Below are 18,776 nucleotides of genomic sequence, written 5' to 3' on the forward strand. Positions count from 1 at the left end.
CAGTGGTTCCAGCGGCGTATTCAGTGCAGGCAGCGCCATCTCGCTCCGAAAATGTTACTTATAAAAACACCACCCCAAGCGCAGAAGAAAAACCCTCTGGCTTTATTCCTGGGGATGTCCTGAAGAAAGAGATCGAATCCATCCTTAAAAGCAGTGACAAGAACGTAAGGCTCATCGTTGCCCCCGACAGGGATCACGCGATGGATGTCTACAGAGCCCTTAAGAAGCTTGGAACCGTTGACCCGATAAGCAAGCCCGAATTCCAGTTCATAGTTGTGGAGATGCCCGTTTCCAGGGTGGAAGAGCTCCAGAACATCCCCGGCATCCTACACGTCTGGAAGGACAGGATGGTCAAGCTCCTGGAGCCCGTCGTCCCCGAGGCGGGGATAGGTGAAGTTTCCCCCAAGGCGGAGCTTCCCCAGCTTCCCGACATGTTCATGAGCGTCTTCACCATCAGGGCTTACGACACATGGATGGACTACGGTGTCTATGGAGATAACGTCACCGTTGCGGTCCTCGACACTGGAATCGACGTCGGGCACCCGTTCCTCCAGGTGACCCTGGACGGAAGGCCAAAAATCATAGACGTACACGACGCGAGTGACGAGGGCAGGGCCGACATCTACTACTCAAACAACACCACCGCTAACGGATACCTCGTTGTTAACAAAAACGTGACCATCGACTGGGGAGTCTATTATATGTACTACGGACACAATTCCACCACCAATTACACCATGGGCACCTACTACGTTGGAAGCATAAGCGGTGACGACTATTACATTGGTCTCCTTCCAGAGAGATACTTTGATTTCAACAACTTCACCTCGAGGAGTGATGGGCTAACAGGCGACCTCAGCGACGTTTATCCAGTCCTGATAGTCAACCAGAGCGGGAACTTTATCGCTTACATAGACTTCGACCTTGACAACAACTTTACCAACGACCAGCCGATGGGAGTCTTCGACCTCACCCACGATTACGTCACGGTTAACTCCACAAAGGTCGACGTAGCTTTCCAGGGCTTCTATGGAGACCATGCGTACTTCATGTGGGACTCTCACGGACACGGTACCCACGTCAGCGGTACCATAGCTGGCGTTGGACTCCCGAGCGATCCTGTGTTCTACGGTGTCTACGGTGTTGCACCGAACGCCCAGCTCATGGAGGTAAAGGTTCTTCCAGGAGAGCTCGGATTCGGAAGGACGAGCTGGATAATCAACGGAATGATATATGCAACTGAGATGGGGGCTGACGTTATCAGCATGTCCCTTGGAGGCGGCGGAGAGATAAACGACGGACTCGAAACCCCGGAGATATTCTACGTTAACCTGCTCACTGACATCTATGGAGTTACCTTCTCCATAGCGGCCGGTAACGAGGGGCCGACAACCAACACCGTCCACGCCCCCGGTGACAGCGACCTCGCGATAACCGTCGGTAACTACTGGGAGAGCGAGAGGTGGGATCTCCTCTACGGCTTTCCGGGAGTTGCTAACGGTCCCGCCATGAGTTCCAGCAGGGGCCCAAGGGACGACGGTCTTCTTGACCCGGACGTGATGGCTCCAGGAACCGCGATATTCTCGAGCCTGCCTATGTGGTACACGGTAGTCAATAATAACACCTACGGGTACTACGGCTTCTGGAGCGGCACCTCAATGGCCACCCCGCACGTCAGCGGTGCCGTTGCCTTGATGATAAGCTACGCCAAGCAGCACAACATCACCTACAACCCGCTAATGATAAGGCGCGCCCTCGAGCTCAGCGCCAAGCCCACCAACCAGACGATGGTAGACCAGGGATTCGGTCTCGTACAGGTTGACAAAGCCATTGAGAAGCTTGTGGAGCTCAGTCAGGAGCCCACCACGTACATATTTGGAGGAACCACATTTACGAGCTTCAAGAACCCGATTGAGGCACCATTGATACCCATCTCACAAGCGTACATCGACTTCAACGGGTACTTCCAGTACATGTTCGGCTTCCCGTACCTATACAGGGGAGTTTACATAAGGAACGAGTATCCGGGCAGCGTCCCGATATACTTCTCACCGATGGTGTACGAGCCAGGAGGGGGCCTCTGGTACGTGTTCGAGAACAAGACGTACAAGATAAGCACCAACGTCAACTGGATAATCCCCAACACAACGCAGGTCACGATCCACGGTGCCAGTGCCATGTACATAAGCGACCTCATAGGACAGCTCTCCATAAACATCGACTACTCCAAGCTCCAGAAGAGCGGAACCTACATCGGTCTGGTCTACATCGACGACCCCGACACCAGCTACGTTGACGGCTACGTCCCGGTTGTGGTCGACATACCGATGAACCCGAACGGAGAGAGCCACGCCGAGCTATCCGACACCGCCAAGTCCGGAGAGGCCAAGCACTACTTCTTCGAGGTTCCGAGGGGAACGAAGGAGCTCCGCGTTACCCTCCGCGTTCCGACCGACGACCAGGGTAACCCCATGGGAAGGGTCAAGCTCGTCATCGCCAGGCCACTGGGAGAAGTGGTCTACGATGGAGTTCCGGGATACTACTACGTCGGTCCGGGTGGACCGCTTGAGTACACGTGGGTCGTCGAGAACCCCGTTGAGGGAACCTGGGAGATAACCGCCTACGCCAGCGTCAGCTCCTATGCCAGAACCGGCTACGAAGACGCCCACTATGAAATTGAAGTCAGCACCGGCTCGGTGTCTATATCCCCGCAGCTCATAAAGAAGGACGCAGCCCAGCCCTCGAACGTCACCGTCACCGCAACGGTGACCAACAACTACGGTGACTTCAACGCCAGCGTCATAGGCTACGGTCTCGGAAGGCTCGATGTGGCGTACGCAATGACCAGAAACGTCAGCCAGGATGAATTTGATGTCATCGGGGTATTCCCAGTTGACCCGACGACGTACTTCATCAGGTTTGGAATCACCCAGCCAGAAGACCCGAAGGCTGACCTTGACCTGTACGTCTACTATTTCCCAACCATAAATGACCTCCTGAACTTTGAGAACTACACACTATACTACGATCAGATAGGGCCGACCAGCGATGAGGTCTTTGAGAAGTTCATGCCAGAGCCCGGCTATTACCTCGTTGCAGTTTACGGATACGACACCGTCGGATACAACCCGATCCACTACACCTTCTACTACCAGATGCTCGGCGACAACGGTGACGTGACGGTAGACAGCACGCCCTTCAGCTTCGATACTGGAACCACCAAGACCCTCCACGCCACGGCCGAGGTCTCAGACACCGGAACCTACCTCGGCATACTCGGCCTCGTGAACGCTGACACGGGAGAAACAATGACCTACGCTCCGATGATGTTCCAGGTGGGCCAGCCCGAGATGTACGTCGCGGTCTATCCAAACGCCACCCTCGGGAAGCAGTCAGTGCTTAAGATAAGGCTGCTCGACCTTGCTACAATGGAGAAGATAGACGTCCCCGCCAGGGTTATCATAAACGGCAGGGAGTACTACACGGACAACGGGGAAGTACAGGTTTACTTCACACCCCTCCAGATGGAGGAAACGTTCGACATAGAAGTCATCAGCGACTACTACCAGGACACCTCCAAGGAGGTAACGGTTAAGGTCAAGGAGCCGGTAGAGAACACGGTGTACTCCTCGACTCAGGTATCTCCTCAGGTTGATGTGGGCCTTGGAACCGTTACAAGCTACCACGTCACGGACACGAGCATAAATCTGACGGTCGACGGCCCGAGTGGAACAACTGGATACGTCATCGTGACACTGCCACTCGATACCCAGTACGTTGATGTGAACTCGGATCACCCGATAAGCTACTACGTCCTCAACGGCGAGAACGCGAAGTACGTTGTGATAAGAGTAACGTACGCTTCGCCTGTGACGGTGACGATTGAGTACAAGACCTCCCGCTGGATCATCAGCACCTGGAACTACGTCTGGTACATGCTCTACCTGAGCTATGACCGCAAGTTCGATAAGTTCTACGAGAAGGCTGTCGAAGCGGGCGTCGACAACGCAACCCTCCAGAAGGCAATGGAGTACAAGCAGCTCGCCGAGCAGTACTATAGTGCGGCAGAGCAGTACATGATGCCATCTATGGGTCAAGAAGAGCGCCTCGGAGTGGCGGTAATGGCACTGCCCTACCTCCGCAATGCCTACCTGAACATCCTAAAGGCGTACAAACTCCTTGAGGAAGCAATAAACGCCGCTGAGACGCAGGGTTAACCTCGTACCCTTTTATTTTTTGCTCAACATTTTTAAACTTCCACGCGTCCCTTCTCCCGGTGTCGTCCCGTGATATACGTTAAAATCTATCGAGTCCAGGGTGAAGTCTTACTCGCGGCGTGCGACGAGGAGCTCCTTGGGAAAACGTTCCGGGAGGGCGAACTAAAGCTCGAGGTGAAGGAGCGATTCTACAGGGGGGAACTCGTCGACGAGGACGCACTGGAGGACCTGCTGAACGAGGCAACCATCGCCAACCTCACGGGGGAGAGGTGCGTGAGAAAGGCGATGGAACTGGGCTACGTCGATGAGGGAAGGGTACTGTGGATTCAGGGGGTCCCCCACGCCCAGATGGCGAAGCTCCTCTTCTGAGATTAGGTTTTTAAACCTCCCACCCCACTCCCCCCGGTGGGAGATATGGGCGAGAGGTTCTGTTACAGGTGCGGGATAAGTGAGAGCGAGGGCGGTCCGCTCATAGACGGCCTCTGTCAGGTCTGTTACCGAAAGGAGAACCCGGTTCTGCTCATCGATGACGAGATCGAGGCCGAGGTGTGCGGGAACTGCGGCAGTTACAAAAAACGGGGCGTATGGGTTGACCCCCAAACCTACGATCTCGAGGGACTCATATTCGAGGTCGCGGAGAACGCGCTTCTGGAGACCATAGGAGATTCCCTCGACGAGAGGGTTGAGGAGTTCGAGGTGGTCCCCCCAGAGGAACTGGACGGGATGAACGAGCTCCCCGTCGGAAGGGCCCTCGTTGCCTTCGAGCCGATCAACTGGCACATCGAGCACTTCCCGGCGGTGGTGACGTACGAGGTCCGTGTTAAAGCGCGGATACACGAGCTCCAGCGCGAACTCCACGATGAGAACAAGAGGGTCACCGTCTACGTCCGCCAGACGGTCTGCCCGCGCTGTTCCAAGTTCCTCGGCGGCTACTTCGAGGCGATACTCCAGGTTAGGGCGGAGGGAAGACCGCTGAGCGAGGAGGAGCGGAAGGCCATCGGAAAGCTCGTGGAGGAAAAGGTGGACGAGATAATGCGGGGGGACAGGATGGGCTTCATCCAGGACACCATCGAAAAGGAGGAGGGACTCGACTTCTACATGGGCTCGACGTCCTCTGCGAGAAAGCTCGCCCACGCGATAAGGGAGCGCTTCGGTGGGACGATAAGCGAGGCGTACGAGCTCGTTGGAGTCGATCGGCAGACGAGTAGAGAGGTGTACCGCACCAGCGTGAGCGTTAGGATTCCGAAGTTCAGAAAGGGGGACATAGTAACGGACGGACGCGGCAACGTCTACGAGGTCGAGCGCGTGGACGGAAGGGGCCTGTCCCTGAGGAACCTGTCTACCTGGGAAAGCGAACACCGCAACTGGAAGAGCGTAAAGCGGGAGGGGATGGACGTCGCGGAGAGGGAGGAGAGCGAGGCCATGGTCACGAGCGTAACCCCAACCGAGGTTCAGCTCATGGACATGGAGACCTACGAGACCTACGAGCTCGAGAGGCCGGAGATGGAGCTCAGAGAGGGCGAGGTGTACAGAATCGTGTCCGTCGGCGGCAAAAGGTACTTCCTCGGCAGGAAGGAATGACCCGCTTTTGACCCATCAACGTTTTTAACTCAAGTCTCGAACCTTCCCCGGTGGTGAATATGAAGAGGACGGTGGCGATTATAGGCGGTGGAGCGGCCGGAATGAGCGCGGCGTCACGCGTCAAGAAGCTCAGGCCCGAGTGGGACGTAAAGGTCTTCGAGGCTACCGAGTGGGTCAGCCACGCCCCCTGCGGCATCCCCTACGTCGTCGAGGGGCTCTCCCCCAGGGAGAAGCTCATGCACTACCCTCCGGAGGTCTTCATCAAGAAGCGCGGGATAGACCTCCACATGAGGGCAGAGGTGATAGAGGTCGAGCAGGGGAGCCTGCGCGTCAGGGAAGGCGATGGGGAGCACGAGTACGGGTGGGACTACCTCGTCTTTGCCAACGGCGCCTCCCCGAAGGTTCCGGCACTTGAGGGGCTCGAACTCGAGGGGGTCTTCACGGCCGACCTCCCGCCGGACGCCGTCGCCATAACGGAATACATGGAGAAACACGACGTCAGAGACGTTGTCATCTTGGGCACGGGTTACATCGCCCTCGAGATGGCCGAGGCGTTCGTCGCGAGGGGCAAGAACGTCACCCTCATAGGCAGGAGCGAGAGGGTTCTGAGAAAGACCTTTGACAAAGAGATCACAGACATCGTTGAGGAGAAGCTGAGGGAGAACCTCAACCTCCGCCTCGAGGAGCTCACACTTCGCTTCGAGGGCGACGGAAGGGTCGAGAGGGTAATCACGGACGCGGGCGAGTACAGGGCGGACCTCGTTGTGATCGCGACGGGCATAAAGCCCAACACGAAACTCGCGAGGGAACTCGGCGTGAGGATAGGCGAAACCGGGGCGATATGGACGAACGAGAGAATGGAAACGAGCGTGGAGAACGTTTACGCCGCAGGGGACGTCGCGGAGACGAGGCACCTCATCACTGGGAGGCGCGTCTGGATACCCCTCGCACCGGCAGGCAACAAGATGGGATACGTAGCAGGAAGCAACATAGCAGGGCGCGAGATCCACTTCCCGGGCGTGCTCGGGACGAGCGTCACCAAGTTCCTCGACCTTGAGATAGGAAAGACCGGTTTAACCGAAGCGGAGGCCGTTAAGGAGGGCTACGATGTCAGGACGGCCTTCATAAAGGCCGGAACGAACCCCCACTACTACCCGGGCTCAAAGCCGATATGGCTAAAGGGCGTCGTTGACAACGAGACTAACAGGCTCCTCGGCGTGCAGGCCGTCGGTGCCAGGATACTGCCGAGGATAGACGGCGCCGCCGCCATGCTGACGGCCGGCTTCACGACGAAGGACGTCTTCTTCACGGATTTGGCCTACGCCCCGCCCTTCGCCCCCGTGTGGGACCCGCTCATAGTCCTCGCGAGGGTCCTGAAGTTCTGACCTGGGCCCGGATCCGGGTTCCACCCTTTGCTTTCTCGATTTTCCGGCCTTTTACCTTCTCAGCAGGGCCACGCTCCCCCCGAGCAGGGCGAGTCCGAGTCCGAACGCCGCTCCAAACCCGGCCGAGGATACGAGGAGTCCGCTTAAGGCGCTTCCCGTTACGTAACCGGCCGAGCTCACGAGGTTGTAAGTTCCCATGGCGCTTCCCTTCTCCCTCTCCCCCGCCCTCTCGCTCACGATTGCCGTTGAGGAGACGCTTATGAAAGTCCAGGAATAGCCCGCCAGAACGTACGAAAGGAAGGCGAGTGGTAACAGTGCCGATGAAACCATGGTTCCCGCCACTATGGCGACGAGGGCTCCGGCGCGGAGCATGAGGCCCCTTCTGAGGACCCCCTCTTTGTCTTTTCCCATGCCGAGACCCACGCGGGTGTAGTTGAGCGCGGATACCGCCGAGTTGGCGATGAGGGCGAGGTAGATGACCCCGCGGGAGTAACCTTCCCCCGAGAGGAGCACGGGCATCTGGGGGAAGTACAGACCGGCCCCTATCCAGAACAGCAGGAACGCCAGATAGAACCGCCTGAGGCTCGTCGGGACGCTGAAGTTCGTGTGGAGCACGAAGGAGGGCATGTAGCGGGCCTTCTCAACAACGTAGTTCCTGAACGCCCTTATCGCTTCCCTGTTGATGTATATTGGTGCCTCCCGTATGGTGCGCCATCCCATGATGATGGAGGGAACCCCCGTGAGGGCAAAGGTCAGCAACAGCCCGGGTATCGTCAGGAACCCCGACAGGCCAAAGCCCAAAACCAGACCGAGCACCCAGCCCCACCCGCTTATCTCGTTGAACTTGCCTATCCCGTAGTCCCAGCTGTGCTTCCTGACGCTCCTCAGGACGAGGGCTATCGGGACCGAAAGGGTCGAGGCCAGGAAGAACGCGTAGGTTGTGTTCACGGCGATGAGCTGAAGTGGAGTTTTCACGAAGGCCATCGCGGTGAGGAAGACCGGCACGCTGGCGAAGCCGAGCAGTATGAAGGGCTTTCTCCTGAGGGTTCTGTCGCTGAGCCTGCCCCAGAACAGGGCACCGAGCATGGAAGATAGGCTCGCGAGGGCGAAGGCCAGACCGACGGTCGAGGCGTTTCCCCCGAGCTCGAGGATGTAAAGGCTAACCAGGGCGGAGCTTCCCCCCGTGGCCACCTTGAAGGGAACGAAGGAGTAAAACCACCCCGGGATCCTCGGGACGTAGCGGTAGCGGTTGGACACGGACGCGTTCCTCACCGCGATGGCGACCCTCTGACTCATTTTCCCACCTGAGGCCCCCGGAAGGCGCCGCCGGTTTAAAAAGGTTCGTGATGGTGGAGATGCTATGATGCCCAGAAGAGTTCATTAACTTAAGTGAGGCACATACTGTCAGGATAACTGGGGTATCACCTCCTGAAGCTATTCAGCAACACCCTCGGAGGTTAGGACGGAAAACTTAAATCAAGGAGGAGCTTCTCAGGAGATTGGGGACTAAATAGGAAGGAATCTTGATGATATTGGCCTCATGTATTACGATCTTAGTTCCTCCCTTACTCATGAGACACTTTGGCGGCAAATCCTAAAGGGGAAACCATCAAAAGAATTAGTGAAAACTGAAGTCCTCTGCATCGTTGGAGCATTTGCCTTTTATTTTCCGCCGCTCTTTTCATACTTGGTTTCTTCGGTTTATAAGCAAAGGTAAGTCTAAACGGTTTAATTTGTCTTTAAAGGCAGGTCTAAACGGTTTAATTTGCATAAGAAATATATACAACTTCATCCTAAAATTGTTAGGTGTTATAAATGGGCGGGGATATGGAAAGAGTGGGGATTTTGGTGACTCCCGATAAGTGCAGCGGATGCAGATTGTGTGAGATAGCATGCTCCCTGGAGCACGAGGGTATTATATGGCCCGAGGCGTCAAGGATAAGGATTTTTGAGCTTCTTCCGGGGATAAATGTTCCCCACACATGCGTCCAGTGCCCTGACTATCCGTGTGTGGCTGCGTGTCCAACAAATGCGCTGAGCGTCGATGAAAAAACGGGAGCCGTTTTGGTGGATGAGGATAAATGCATAGAATGTGGAGCGTGTGTGGCTGCGTGCCCCGGAGACGTCCCGAGGATTCCCGAAGGGAAGGGGAGCGTGGTAATATGTGATCTCTGTGGGGGAGAGCCAAAGTGCGTTGAGGCATGTCATGAAGCGGCTCACGATGCTCTGAAGATTGTTAGAGGAAACTACAGACCAATCTTCAGGACTTTTGCAAAGGATCCGGTGGCGAAAAGCTTTGAAATCGCAAGAAAAGTTTATGGCGAAGAGTTTCTGAGGTGAGGGAAATGTATGGTTACACCGGAAAACTTCTCGATGTGAACCTGACGGGGGAAGAAATTAATGAAATTGAACTCAGCGAAGACGTTCTTAAAAAATTCTACGGCGGTAGGGGGCTTGGCACATACCTGTTATGGAAAGAGCTTGGAGAGCAATGGGAAAAAATTGATCCCTTAGGTGAGAAAAATCTCCTGCTCGTTCTTACGGGACCCCTAACAGGTTACTATCCGGGAATGAAAACCGCCGTGCTTTCCAAATCTCCGGAGAGCAATGGGGTGGTGGGGAGCGTTTTGAGCAGTGAGGTTGGGCTTGAACTCAAAGCCTCCGGGTACGATGGGATCATTATACGGGGAAAAGCCAAAACACCTGTTTATCTCTTAATCCACAACGATAACGTAGAGATACGAGATGCGAGTAAATACTGGGGAATGGGTGGTACCGAGCTCTACAAAACGCTCCTCAGGGATGTGTACGAGGAAATAAAGAAAAAAGAAAAACTGAAGGGAGTTCCAAAAGAGCCGGCGATGATGTACATAGGCAGGGGAGGAGAGAATAAAGTTCGTTTCGCCGCAATAATGACAAAACTCATGCACGCGGCCGGTTACGGTGGTTATGGAGCTGTAATGGGAAGCAAAAACCTCAAGGCGATTCTGGTTAAGGGGAGTAAACCCCTTCCGGAGGTCTATGATAAAAACAAAATGAAAGCTCTCCTAAGAGAGTTTTGGAAGAAATCCTTCTCCGCGGTTACGTTCAGGGAGTGGGGAACCGCCGCTGGAGGATACAGTGTTGGACACGACCGATCAAGTGAGCCTATCAGGAACTGGCAGGAAGAGTACCACAACGACGAGAGGATGAGTGTCGTCAACTTTGAAAACAAAGTATGGATAAAAAAGTACTGGGCGGACTATGGCTGTCCGGTCAACTGCATGAAGATCTCTTACCTGAGGAACGGGCTCCACAAAGGCGCGATTACAGATGGCCCGGACTACGAACTGATGGCATACATGGGAACGAACCTCGGCATCTTCGAGCCGGAAAAGATAGTTTACCTCTCCCATCTTGTCGATGAGCTTGGACTTGATGGCATAAACGCAGGAAATGTTTTGGGGTTTGCCGCCGAGCTCTACCAGAGGGGCATTTTGACGAAAGAGGATCTCGGCTTTGAATTGAGGTGGGGGGACGAGGAGGCCTTTGCAAAACTAATTGAGATGATCACAAACAAAGAAGAGATCGGAGAAATTCTGGCCGAAGGAACTTACAGAGCAGCGTTAAGGATCTCAGAGATGAAGGGAGTCGACGCAACGAAGTATGCAGTTCACGTCAAGGGCATCGGCGTCGGTGCCCATGGAATACGGAGCGAGCTTGACTACACAAGGGACGTGAGCTACGCCGTCTCCGTTCAAGGTGGGGACCACACATCGACCGCTGCCCTTCCGGCAAAGGGTTACGAGGGAGAAATGACAAGCGCATTCTACGACTCCGCAGTGATATGTATGTTCGTCACACAGCCAGGCTTTGAGAATATTTTGGAATTCGGAAACGCAGTGACTGGTTTCAAAATAACTCCTGAGCAGTGGCTAAACGAAATCGGACCTAGAATAATACACCTCCAGAGAATCCTCCTCCTTCTTGGTGGGCCTGATGTTTACTGGGATCCAAGAAAAGACGATGATAATCCTCCAAGGTTCTATGAACCCTTACCAAGCGGCCCGGTCAGGGGAAAAGCCCCAAGTAAAGAAGAGATACATACAAAGGTCAGGCAATACTACGAGGAGATTGGATACGATGAGAAGGGCATTCCACGGGAAGAAATCCTGGAAAAACTGGGTTTGGGTGAAGCAAAGAGGGATGTGAAGAGAATCAGGAGGCGGCTGGGAGTTTAACTTTTGCTTTAACTTTTGGTTCAGGAAAGCCTTATATTCTCTTTTTAAAATCTTTCACCGGTGAGTGAGTTGGAAGGATGGAAGGGAAAACTAAAGCAGGGGATCCTTGAAAATGAAGAGATTTTAATAGAACTGACCCTGAGAGGAGAATGCGGTGAATGGCTCCCCAGCCTGGCATTGTATGACAAGGAGAAGGATCTATGGTATTACTTTGACAATGAGATCAGGACAGGCTTTACCGAGGATAAAGCTTTTAGAAATGCGGTTGAGTTCTTCGAGAAGCTCATCATAGGACTTGAGGTTCCTATTCTGAAGGTCTCACCCCTTAAGGAAGAGTCTCTTGGAGGGGGTTAATGAATGAAGATCAGGGTTAGGCTCTACGGTGATCTGGCCCTAAAGTATTCCCCTGATTTTGAATTTGAAGTTCCTGAGGGAAGTAAAGTCTCAGATGTCCTCAGGATTCTTGGGATAAGTGATTATGGGAACCATATAATCGTTAATGAGAAAAAAGTCGGTAGGGAGCATCCCCTAAATGAAGGAGACGTTTTAAAGATCCTGCCCGTTGTCTACGGGGGTTGACCAACGTACTCACTAAACGTGGGCGTTAGGTAGAGATCAATCTTTCCACTCTCTATAGCATGTATTATGTCTCTTTCAAGTGCCCTGAGTTCTTCTTCACTCACTACATCACGTTCGTCCCGGACGGCGAGCCGACGCTCGACATCAACCTCTCCCGGGAGGTCGAACTGCTGAGGAGCCTCGGCATCCCCCTGGCGATACTCACGAACTCGTCCCTCATCTGGCGCGAGGACGTGAGGGAACTCCTTAGAAAGGCAACGCCGGCTGGGAGGTCGTTGAAAAGCTTCTGAAGGAGGGTAAGCTGATAGAACTCGAGTATCGCGGTCAGCGCTTCTACATGCGCGCCCTTCCGAGCAGGAGAAAGTCTTAATTATATCTCCCCGACCCCAATCATGCGGGCGGTGTCCCTGACGGTGTTCGCGAGGAGGTAGTGGGGTGATGGTATGAGGGTCGGGCTCATAGTCAACCCGATAGCAGGGATGGGGGGCAGGGTGGCGCTCAAGGGCACGGACGGGGTCGTTGATGAGGCCGTTCGGAGGGGTGCCAGGCCAATAGCTCAAGACCTCGTGAGGCTCTTCCTGAACGAGCTGAGCCACTATAAAGAAGCGAAGGAAATAGAGTTCCTCACGGGGCCGGGTCCCCTCGGCGAGAACATCCTGAGGGAATTCGAGTTCGATTTTGATGTGATACGGCACAGGAAAATAGGTTACCGCGAAGTTGAGGGAGTTAGGCTTCCCGATACCACCCCGGAAGATACGAAGGAGCTGGCGAAGAGGATGGCCAAGGCGGTGGAGCTCATCATTTTTGCAGGCGGCGACGGCACCGCCAGGGATATCCTCGAGGCCGTTGAGGAGCGGGTTCCAGTCCTCGGGGTTCCAACGGGGGTTAAGATGTACTCCGGGGTTTTCGCCTACTCCCCCGAGGACGCCGCGAGGGTTCTGATCGAGTTCCTGAAGGGAAACGCGAGGCTCGAGGAGAGGGAGGTCCGGGACATAGATGAGGAGGCGTACAGGCGCGATGAGGTGCGGGCGAAAACCTACGGAACGGCCATCGTCCCCGTTGTCGAGGCCCTCGTTCAGGGGAGCAAGGAGAGGGTCCCCATCGACGAGGAGGAAGAGCTCGAGACCATCTCCGGGGCCCTGGCGGAAGAGATCCTCGAAAACGATGGGATCTACTTCCTCGGTTCGGGTTCCACGGTAAAGAGGATAAAGGACCGGCTCGGCATAGACGGGACGCTCCTCGGGGTCGATGTTATAGAGGTGAAGGATGGGAGGGCGAGGCTCCTCGTTAAAGACGCCACCGAGGGGGATCTGCTCCGCTTTGCCGGGGAAAACCCCAGGGTAATCGTTACCGTCATAGGCGGTCTCGGGTTCCTCTTCGGGAGGGGTAACCAGCAGTTCTCAGCGGATGTCCTGAGAAAAATTCCACGGGACAATATAACCGTGGTCGCCACGCCATCGAAGCTCAAAAACGGCCCCCTAAGGGTTTACACCGGGGATAGAGAGGTGGACGAGAAGCTCCGCGGTTACATCAGGGTTCGCGTGGGCCCGTGGATGGAGAGGCTCGTCAGGGTAACCCGGGCCTGATCCGGACCAGAAGCCGTTTATAGTCCGGGTTCCTACTTCCCAACGGTGAACCCCATGAAGTACAGCCGCATAGCGGTCAGGCTCTTTGAGAAGGAGGAAGAGGACGTTTTCTACGACCCGGTCTATCACGGGAGGACCCTCAAGGTGTTCGGAATGGACAAGTGGGCCGGGAAGGCCCTGAAGTACTTCGCGGATCGATACAGGGAGATCGGCTACGGGGCGGTCATCTTCGACACGGAGGGAAGCTTTTCCAAGGAGGGGTTCGATACCGTTATCGAGGTGAAGGACGGCCGGGGAACCGGCCTCGACCCGCTTGTCCTCGCGCGGAAGGGACTCCTCGACGGCTACAGCGCCGCAACGATAGTCCAGACGATTTACGGGCTCGACAGAACCCTGACCGAGAGGCTCTACGCCGATTTCCTCGCCGGGAAGGTGGAGAGCGTTCCCGAGGCGGTGAAATCCGACGGAAAATACGCCGGGGTCATAGCGGAAAGCTACACCCCGCTTGATGGGGCTTTCTACTCCGGGGAACCCCCGGAGTTCGGGGAGAACATCCTGGTGGAGCTGGGGGAGACCTACAGCGTAACCCTCGCCGGAATGGCCTTTCTGATCGTGAGCGCGGTAATCCGGCACAGGAGGAAGACGATGGTGGGCGTTAACGACGCGGCGGTCCTGGCCTACACGACCGCTGGAGGCGCTGCCCTTCCCCTCATAACGAGGCCCATCAGGGCGAGGGTGACGGTTCTCGCGACGCAGTACGCGGTGGACTCGATAACGAACCTCGCCGGCCCGAGCCTCGTCCTGTACCACGACCCGGACACCCAGAGCGTCATATACGAGGCGAACGGCGTCCCACCCGGCCCCATGAGGAAGCACGTCCACAAGGGGGAGGGCGCGTTCATCTACCGCACTCCGGAGACGATAGACGTTGAGTGGGGCGAACTACCCCTCTGATGTATCTCTTTGAGTTTCGCGGGGACAGGTTGCGATTGTTTTGTTTGAAGTTTTTGACCCTCGAGCGCTTGATAGATACCAAGAAAAAAGAAAAGATCACGCATGCCAGAGTATAAACTCATCAACCCTGTGGAGCATGTCGAGGGCAATCGCAAAGTGTGCCTTGGCTTGCATCGGCTTTTTGTGCTTCAGGAGCCCAATACCAAGCCTGACCTCCTGCATTGCAACTTTAAGGTGGAGTTCAGCCTTTCTTGTATCCACCCCTTCCTTCTTGAGCTCTCTCAATGCCTTTCCATCTTTCCTGATTCTGCCGTTGAGCTCCCTGATAAATGCCTTTGCGTCCTTTATCTTTTCTTCAACCTGCCTCTCGTAAGCCTTCCTCTGTATAAAGCTCACCGCCTTTGAAAACTCCCTTAAAGTTGCACCGTTCTCCTGTATGACACCGAGGGCATCCTCCCATTTCTCCTCCCCTGCAAGGCCGTTCACTTCATCATAAATCGCCTTTACCCGCTCCGTCAGATTCTCAAGCTTGCTTACATCAGCTCCCCGTTCATTCCAGAGTTCTATGGCCTTCTCCGCTATCTCTATTCCCCTTTGTGTTTTGTTCAGGAATACCTTAACCACTTCCTCTGCATTCTCATAGGCGAGCTGCTCCTTTAGATCCCTGAGCTGCTCATCGAGCGCCGCCTTCTTCTCCCTCGCAGCCTGCAGATCCTCCCGTGCCTTTGCAAAGTCCTTTTCTTTTATATCATCAAGCACAGCCCTGTAGGCCTCTCTGGTCTCATTCAGAAGCTCTGGAGCATTGCCAACGTCGATACCCTGCTTCTGTGCAGCGTTTATTATGTGTTCCGCCATTTTAAAGTACTCCCCCATCCTCCTGGCTTCCTCAAAAAATCTGTCCCGCAGGTTCTCCTTGCCCTTCCTGAGGCTCTCAAGAACCACCTTGTAGTGGTGCATTGCGGTTAATCCATCCAGTATTGTGGTGTAGTAATCGCCGCTTTCATAGGCATTCATGGCGCTATCCCTGTACTGCTCGGCGAGTTCATAGTGCTGCAGGATGCTCGAGTTCTCGGGAAGTGTTGTATTGCCCATAATGTTCTCCGTTATTGTGCTGAGCTTCGTAAGGACATCCACTATATGCCGGGCTATGACCTGCTCCTGGGTTGCATTCTGGATCTCCGGGGGCATTGGCTCCACGGCGCCTGCACCCGCATTCTCATCCGCAAGGCTCAGACCCGCCGGGATGAGGCTCCCGACGAGCAGCCCTATCAACACCCAAACCCTAACATTCCACCTCATGGGAATCACCGGTTAAAAGTGGGATCTCCATCTATTTTAGGAACCCGGTGAAAAGAACGTTTCGAATCGTTCCAGAAGCAAACAGGGGGAATCGGAAGGGGTAATTTTTAAAAATATGTATTATCCACGGAAAACATACGTATTAAACGGCTATAAGCCTGAGTTACTAAGATCTTCTCATGCCCTTAACCAACCTTCTTGGATAGCCGTTCATAAGCCGCTTTTATCCTTTCAAAATCCCCATTAAAGAAGACGCATTCCTTTATACAGACCCCGCATCCAAGGGTTCTGGAAAAAACTTTGGCACATTTTACGGGATCTATGTGCTGTTCCCGCCCATCGGGGAGAACTTTAGGTTTTAAGTAGATCGCCTTAGCAGGACACGTCCGAACGCATTTATTGCATATATCACAAAACTTCGGGATCCACGAATATTGCTCTATGTTGGAATCCGTGTATGGAAGCTCCAGATCAGTATATATGGCTGTAATCCTCTGGGATGGGCCGGCTTTTTCGGAAATCAAGAGGCCATGCTTTCCTATGTATCCAAGTCCCGCTTTTTGGGCCAGCAGGGAGAAGTTGGTGTTTCCTCCAACGGGTGGATCAGGCTGGGCATTGTACCCCCTCTTCCGCATAAACTCTGCCAGTTTGTATGAAGCCCTGCTGAGCTCCGCGTATGTCCTCCAGACCTCTCTACCCGCGGTTATGCTGGGGGCGGTTTTTATTTTCTCTTTGTCCATCTCCATGGTTAAGACTATGGCATTCTTAAACAGTATGGCCCTGTTTCGAAAAATGTGCTCTCTAGGGACCTCTGTGTAACCCACGGCTGAGACCCCAAGTTTTTTTGCGCATTCTTCCAGTTCTTTAAAAAATTCCGGATCAGCACTCCTGGCTGCGTTGGATGGATTTCGTCTTACACTTCTCGGACATCTCCAGGCATAAAAAGCCGTCTTCAGGAAGTGGGGCAGCACTGCCAAAATTTTTAGTATATGGATTCCCGGGCTTCCATGTATGGCCACAAACTCCGGAACCATATAGCCCACTGGAGACCTTGGAGAGGGTTCTATCACCGGTGTATTCTCCGGAACAATGTCCCGGATGTCGGGCGCTATCCAGGAAATCATCCTTCGTATAATTCGCACTTTTAGCCCCTGTTCCATATCCTTATCACTTCCCCCTTTATTTCTTCTCCGTTCTGTTAGCCGTAACTTTTGTAAACATCGTTACGGCCAACCTTCCACCCTCCCATCTTCATCGGGTGGCTTTCGGGGGGAACGGAAACTCCCCACATCTTCAGGGCTCTCAAGCGGATATTCCACGAACCAACAACGTCCCTATCCGCCTCAAAACCACACTCACACTTCACCCCCCGGTACCCATTCGGGCTTAGTTTTCCCCCACATACCGGGCACCGGGAAGAAGTGTAAGCCGGGTCAACAAAAACAACACTCACACCCCTCAACTTCGCCTTGTACTCGATGATTGACTGCAACTTTCGAAAACTCCAGCGGTGAAGCCTCCCGTTCATTTCAGCCGAATACCTTATTGACTCCCGAATGTTCGTCAAGTCCTCGAGGGCAATCCCACCGTATTCTTCCGCCAGTTCAACAATCTTATTCGCTATTTTGTGGTACAAGTCATTCAGCCGGTTCTTTTCTCTTCCCCCATACTTCTCAAGGAGTTTCTCCCGCCTCTTTCCAGCCTTCAACTTCTTCTGGATTTTTCGTCTTTTCACGTAATAACCCGTCCGGATTTCACGCTCGTGAGTGATGACTTGCACGAACTCACCATCCGGGAGGCTTAAGGTTACATTGTTCTCGTTCAGGTCAACGCCGACGAAAGACTTGGCTTCTCCAACTTCAACTTCCTTGGAGAAGACGACGTTCACGAAGACGCCTTTTGAGGTTTTGACCAACCAGGCCTGCCCAACCTTCCAGCCCCTGAACTTTTCGTGGTACCTTGCGGGATAGAACTCGAGGGAAACCCTTCCGCCCGGGGTGGAGAGTTTTACCTCTCCTTTCAAGTCGAGCTTGAAGAGGTGGTCGTCCAGCATTATGACTTCTTTCTTGAAGGCTGGCTTTCCCTTTGCCTTTTCCTTCTTCTTCCTCTTCCTGTAACTCTTGTAGATTGCCGTTGCCATCTGGCAGGCCGTGTAAAGGTAGTGGCTTGGTAGTTCCGAGTACTCTTTGCGCAACTTTTTGTACGTTTCTTTTTTCAGCCTGTAGAAGCTGGTGATGTTGTTTTCGTGAGCGTGGGTGATGAGGGTGTTCACTATTTCTCGGTAAGTTTGGAATAGACCGTCTAACCCGTTTGGAGGGTTTTTGAGCTTGAATTTTGCGGCGAGTTTAATCGTCTCTGAGGGCATTCTTCACGGCCTCGATGAGGCGTTTTTTCTTGTGAGAACGCATTCCGTAAAGCCTTCCCGCGAAGGAGGTTACTATTGCTAATAAATCTTTCACGAGTTCCTTTTCTGGTGTTTTTTCCTCATCGTCGAATACGACTTCGAGTTCGACACCGTGGGAGTTGAGGTAGCGCTCAAGGTACTTGAAGCCGAATCTTGTTAGCCTGTCCTTGGAGGTTATCACAACTCTTGTTACCTCTCCGCTCTCAACCAATTTGAAAAGCTGTTTCAGGCCTTTTCTGTTTTCATTCAGGCCTGATGAAATGTCCGTTATGGTTTTTGTGATGTGGTAACCTTTGGCAGTGCAGTAGTTTTTGAGGTATTCTATTTGTCGTTCGAGGTCTTCTTTCTGGTTCCTGCTTGAAACCCTTGCATAAATAACCGTTTTGTTGGGAGTTTTGCCTTCAAGTATTCGTAGGATTTCGTTTTCGGGGATGCGGTATTCTCTTCCTATCCTGAAGGCTTTTATCTTACCCGCTTTTATCCATCTTAAGACTGTCATCTTTGAAACGCCAAGCCTTTCAGCGACCTCACCAGTCCGGTAAAGCTTCATA

15 protein-coding genes and 1 pseudogene are annotated in these 18,776 nt (G+C 53.9%); 11 read left to right on the forward strand and 5 right to left on the reverse strand.

Going from position 1 to position 18,776, the window contains the following annotated elements:
- Positions 1 to 200: 200 nt before the first annotated feature.
- The 4 genes from A3L02_RS00365 to cdr all read left to right on the forward strand — a co-directional run bounded on the left by A3L02_RS00365 (position 201) and on the right by cdr (position 7,183).
- Positions 201 to 4,217 carry a S8 family peptidase gene (locus A3L02_RS00365; protein WP_237268609.1) on the forward strand — a complete coding sequence of 1,339 codons (4,017 nt, stop codon included), beginning with the start codon at positions 201 to 203 and terminating at the stop codon, positions 4,215 to 4,217.
- Between the two features lie 69 nt (positions 4,218 to 4,286).
- The gene (locus A3L02_RS00370; protein ID WP_088862103.1) at positions 4,287 to 4,586 is read left to right on the forward strand and encodes a DUF424 domain-containing protein; all 300 of its coding nucleotides are present in this window, start codon (positions 4,287 to 4,289) and stop codon (positions 4,584 to 4,586) included.
- 45 nt (positions 4,587 to 4,631) lie between these two features.
- Positions 4,632 to 5,798 carry a 60S ribosomal export protein NMD3 gene (locus A3L02_RS00375; protein WP_088862104.1) on the forward strand — a complete coding sequence of 389 codons (1,167 nt, stop codon included), beginning with the start codon at positions 4,632 to 4,634 and terminating at the stop codon, positions 5,796 to 5,798.
- 59 nt (positions 5,799 to 5,857) lie between these two features.
- Entirely contained in the window at positions 5,858 to 7,183 is a 1,326-nt protein-coding gene (gene cdr / locus A3L02_RS00380; protein ID WP_088862105.1) for a CoA-disulfide reductase, read from the forward strand.
- A 51-nt stretch (positions 7,184 to 7,234) separates the two neighbouring features.
- Here cdr and A3L02_RS00385 read toward each other — a convergent pair whose 3' ends face one another.
- Positions 7,235 to 8,479 (reverse strand): MFS transporter, encoded by a 1,245-nt coding sequence (locus tag A3L02_RS00385; RefSeq protein WP_088862106.1) that lies wholly within the window; start codon positions 8,477 to 8,479, stop codon positions 7,235 to 7,237.
- A 519-nt stretch (positions 8,480 to 8,998) separates the two neighbouring features.
- Between A3L02_RS00385 and A3L02_RS00390 the strand changes: the two genes are divergently transcribed.
- The 7 genes and pseudogenes from A3L02_RS00390 to A3L02_RS00420 all read left to right on the forward strand — a co-directional run bounded on the left by A3L02_RS00390 (position 8,999) and on the right by A3L02_RS00420 (position 14,522).
- Complete coding sequence (locus tag A3L02_RS00390; RefSeq protein WP_088862107.1) at positions 8,999 to 9,523, forward strand: 4Fe-4S dicluster domain-containing protein; 525 nt, start codon at positions 8,999 to 9,001, stop codon at positions 9,521 to 9,523.
- 5 nt (positions 9,524 to 9,528) lie between these two features.
- Positions 9,529 to 11,403 (forward strand): aldehyde ferredoxin oxidoreductase family protein, encoded by a 1,875-nt coding sequence (locus A3L02_RS00395; protein ID WP_088862108.1) that lies wholly within the window; start codon positions 9,529 to 9,531, stop codon positions 11,401 to 11,403.
- A 60-nt stretch (positions 11,404 to 11,463) separates the two neighbouring features.
- Positions 11,464 to 11,757 carry a hypothetical protein gene (locus A3L02_RS00400; RefSeq protein ID WP_157895706.1) on the forward strand — a complete coding sequence of 98 codons (294 nt, stop codon included), beginning with the start codon at positions 11,464 to 11,466 and terminating at the stop codon, positions 11,755 to 11,757.
- Between the two features lie 3 nt (positions 11,758 to 11,760).
- Positions 11,761 to 11,982 carry a MoaD/ThiS family protein gene (locus A3L02_RS00405; RefSeq protein WP_088862110.1) on the forward strand — a complete coding sequence of 74 codons (222 nt, stop codon included), beginning with the start codon at positions 11,761 to 11,763 and terminating at the stop codon, positions 11,980 to 11,982.
- 104 nt (positions 11,983 to 12,086) lie between these two features.
- Positions 12,087 to 12,224, forward strand: a pseudogene (locus A3L02_RS10130) (radical SAM protein); the annotation flags it as partial.
- A 201-nt stretch (positions 12,225 to 12,425) separates the two neighbouring features.
- The gene (locus A3L02_RS00415; RefSeq protein ID WP_088862112.1) at positions 12,426 to 13,568 is read left to right on the forward strand and encodes an ATP-NAD kinase family protein; all 1,143 of its coding nucleotides are present in this window, start codon (positions 12,426 to 12,428) and stop codon (positions 13,566 to 13,568) included.
- A gap of 54 nt (positions 13,569 to 13,622) precedes the next feature.
- Positions 13,623 to 14,522 carry a hypothetical protein gene (locus A3L02_RS00420; RefSeq protein WP_088862113.1) on the forward strand — a complete coding sequence of 300 codons (900 nt, stop codon included), beginning with the start codon at positions 13,623 to 13,625 and terminating at the stop codon, positions 14,520 to 14,522.
- Positions 14,523 to 14,618: 96 nt separating this feature from the next.
- Here A3L02_RS00420 and A3L02_RS00425 read toward each other — a convergent pair whose 3' ends face one another.
- The 4 genes from A3L02_RS00425 to A3L02_RS00440 all read right to left on the reverse strand — a co-directional run bounded on the left by A3L02_RS00425 (position 14,619) and on the right by A3L02_RS00440 (position 18,775).
- Positions 14,619 to 15,821: a hypothetical protein gene (locus tag A3L02_RS00425; RefSeq protein ID WP_088862114.1), complete on the reverse strand. Its 1,203-nt coding sequence runs from the start codon at positions 15,819 to 15,821 to the stop codon at positions 14,619 to 14,621.
- Positions 15,822 to 16,006: 185 nt separating this feature from the next.
- On the reverse strand, positions 16,007 to 16,945 hold the full coding sequence (locus A3L02_RS00430; RefSeq protein ID WP_237268610.1) for a 4Fe-4S dicluster domain-containing protein: 939 nt from the start codon (positions 16,943 to 16,945) through the stop codon (positions 16,007 to 16,009).
- Between the two features lie 74 nt (positions 16,946 to 17,019).
- Entirely contained in the window at positions 17,020 to 18,186 is a 1,167-nt protein-coding gene (locus tag A3L02_RS00435) for an RNA-guided endonuclease InsQ/TnpB family protein (protein ID WP_088862116.1), read from the reverse strand.
- Positions 18,167 to 18,775 carry an IS607 family transposase gene (locus tag A3L02_RS00440; RefSeq protein WP_088862117.1) on the reverse strand — a complete coding sequence of 203 codons (609 nt, stop codon included), beginning with the start codon at positions 18,773 to 18,775 and terminating at the stop codon, positions 18,167 to 18,169. Before A3L02_RS00440 ends, A3L02_RS00435 begins: the two co-directional genes overlap by 20 nt.
- Position 18,776 lies beyond the last annotated feature (1 nt).

Source organism: Thermococcus celer Vu 13 = JCM 8558 (genome assembly GCF_002214365.1).
GTDB classification, from domain to species: domain Archaea; phylum Methanobacteriota_B; class Thermococci; order Thermococcales; family Thermococcaceae; genus Thermococcus; species Thermococcus celer.

Bases quoted from the DNA above. Each gene is read 5' to 3' on its own strand.
- A3L02_RS00375 (WP_088862104.1), top strand. From the start codon at position 4,632: ATGGGCGAGAGGTTCTGTTACAGGTGCGGGATAAGTGAGAGCGAGGGC.
- A3L02_RS00390 (WP_088862107.1), top strand. From the start codon at position 8,999: ATGGGCGGGGATATGGAAAGAGTGGGGATTTTGGTGACTCCCGATAAG.
- A3L02_RS00435 (WP_088862116.1), bottom strand. From the start codon at position 18,186: ATGCCCTCAGAGACGATTAAACTCGCCGCAAAATTCAAGCTCAAAAAC.
- A3L02_RS00385 (WP_088862106.1), bottom strand. From the start codon at position 8,479: ATGAGTCAGAGGGTCGCCATCGCGGTGAGGAACGCGTCCGTGTCCAAC.
- cdr (WP_088862105.1), top strand. From the start codon at position 5,858: ATGAAGAGGACGGTGGCGATTATAGGCGGTGGAGCGGCCGGAATGAGC.
- A3L02_RS00415 (WP_088862112.1), top strand. From the start codon at position 12,426: ATGAGGGTCGGGCTCATAGTCAACCCGATAGCAGGGATGGGGGGCAGG.
- A3L02_RS00365 (WP_237268609.1), top strand. From the start codon at position 201: ATGGATGTCTACAGAGCCCTTAAGAAGCTTGGAACCGTTGACCCGATA.
- A3L02_RS00425 (WP_088862114.1), bottom strand. From the start codon at position 15,821: ATGAGGTGGAATGTTAGGGTTTGGGTGTTGATAGGGCTGCTCGTCGGG.
- A3L02_RS00430 (WP_237268610.1), bottom strand. From the start codon at position 16,945: ATGATTTCCTGGATAGCGCCCGACATCCGGGACATTGTTCCGGAGAAT.
- A3L02_RS00420 (WP_088862113.1), top strand. From the start codon at position 13,623: ATGAAGTACAGCCGCATAGCGGTCAGGCTCTTTGAGAAGGAGGAAGAG.
- A3L02_RS00405 (WP_088862110.1), top strand. From the start codon at position 11,761: ATGAAGATCAGGGTTAGGCTCTACGGTGATCTGGCCCTAAAGTATTCC.
- A3L02_RS00395 (WP_088862108.1), top strand. From the start codon at position 9,529: ATGTATGGTTACACCGGAAAACTTCTCGATGTGAACCTGACGGGGGAA.
- A3L02_RS00440 (WP_088862117.1), bottom strand. From the start codon at position 18,775: ATGAAGCTTTACCGGACTGGTGAGGTCGCTGAAAGGCTTGGCGTTTCA.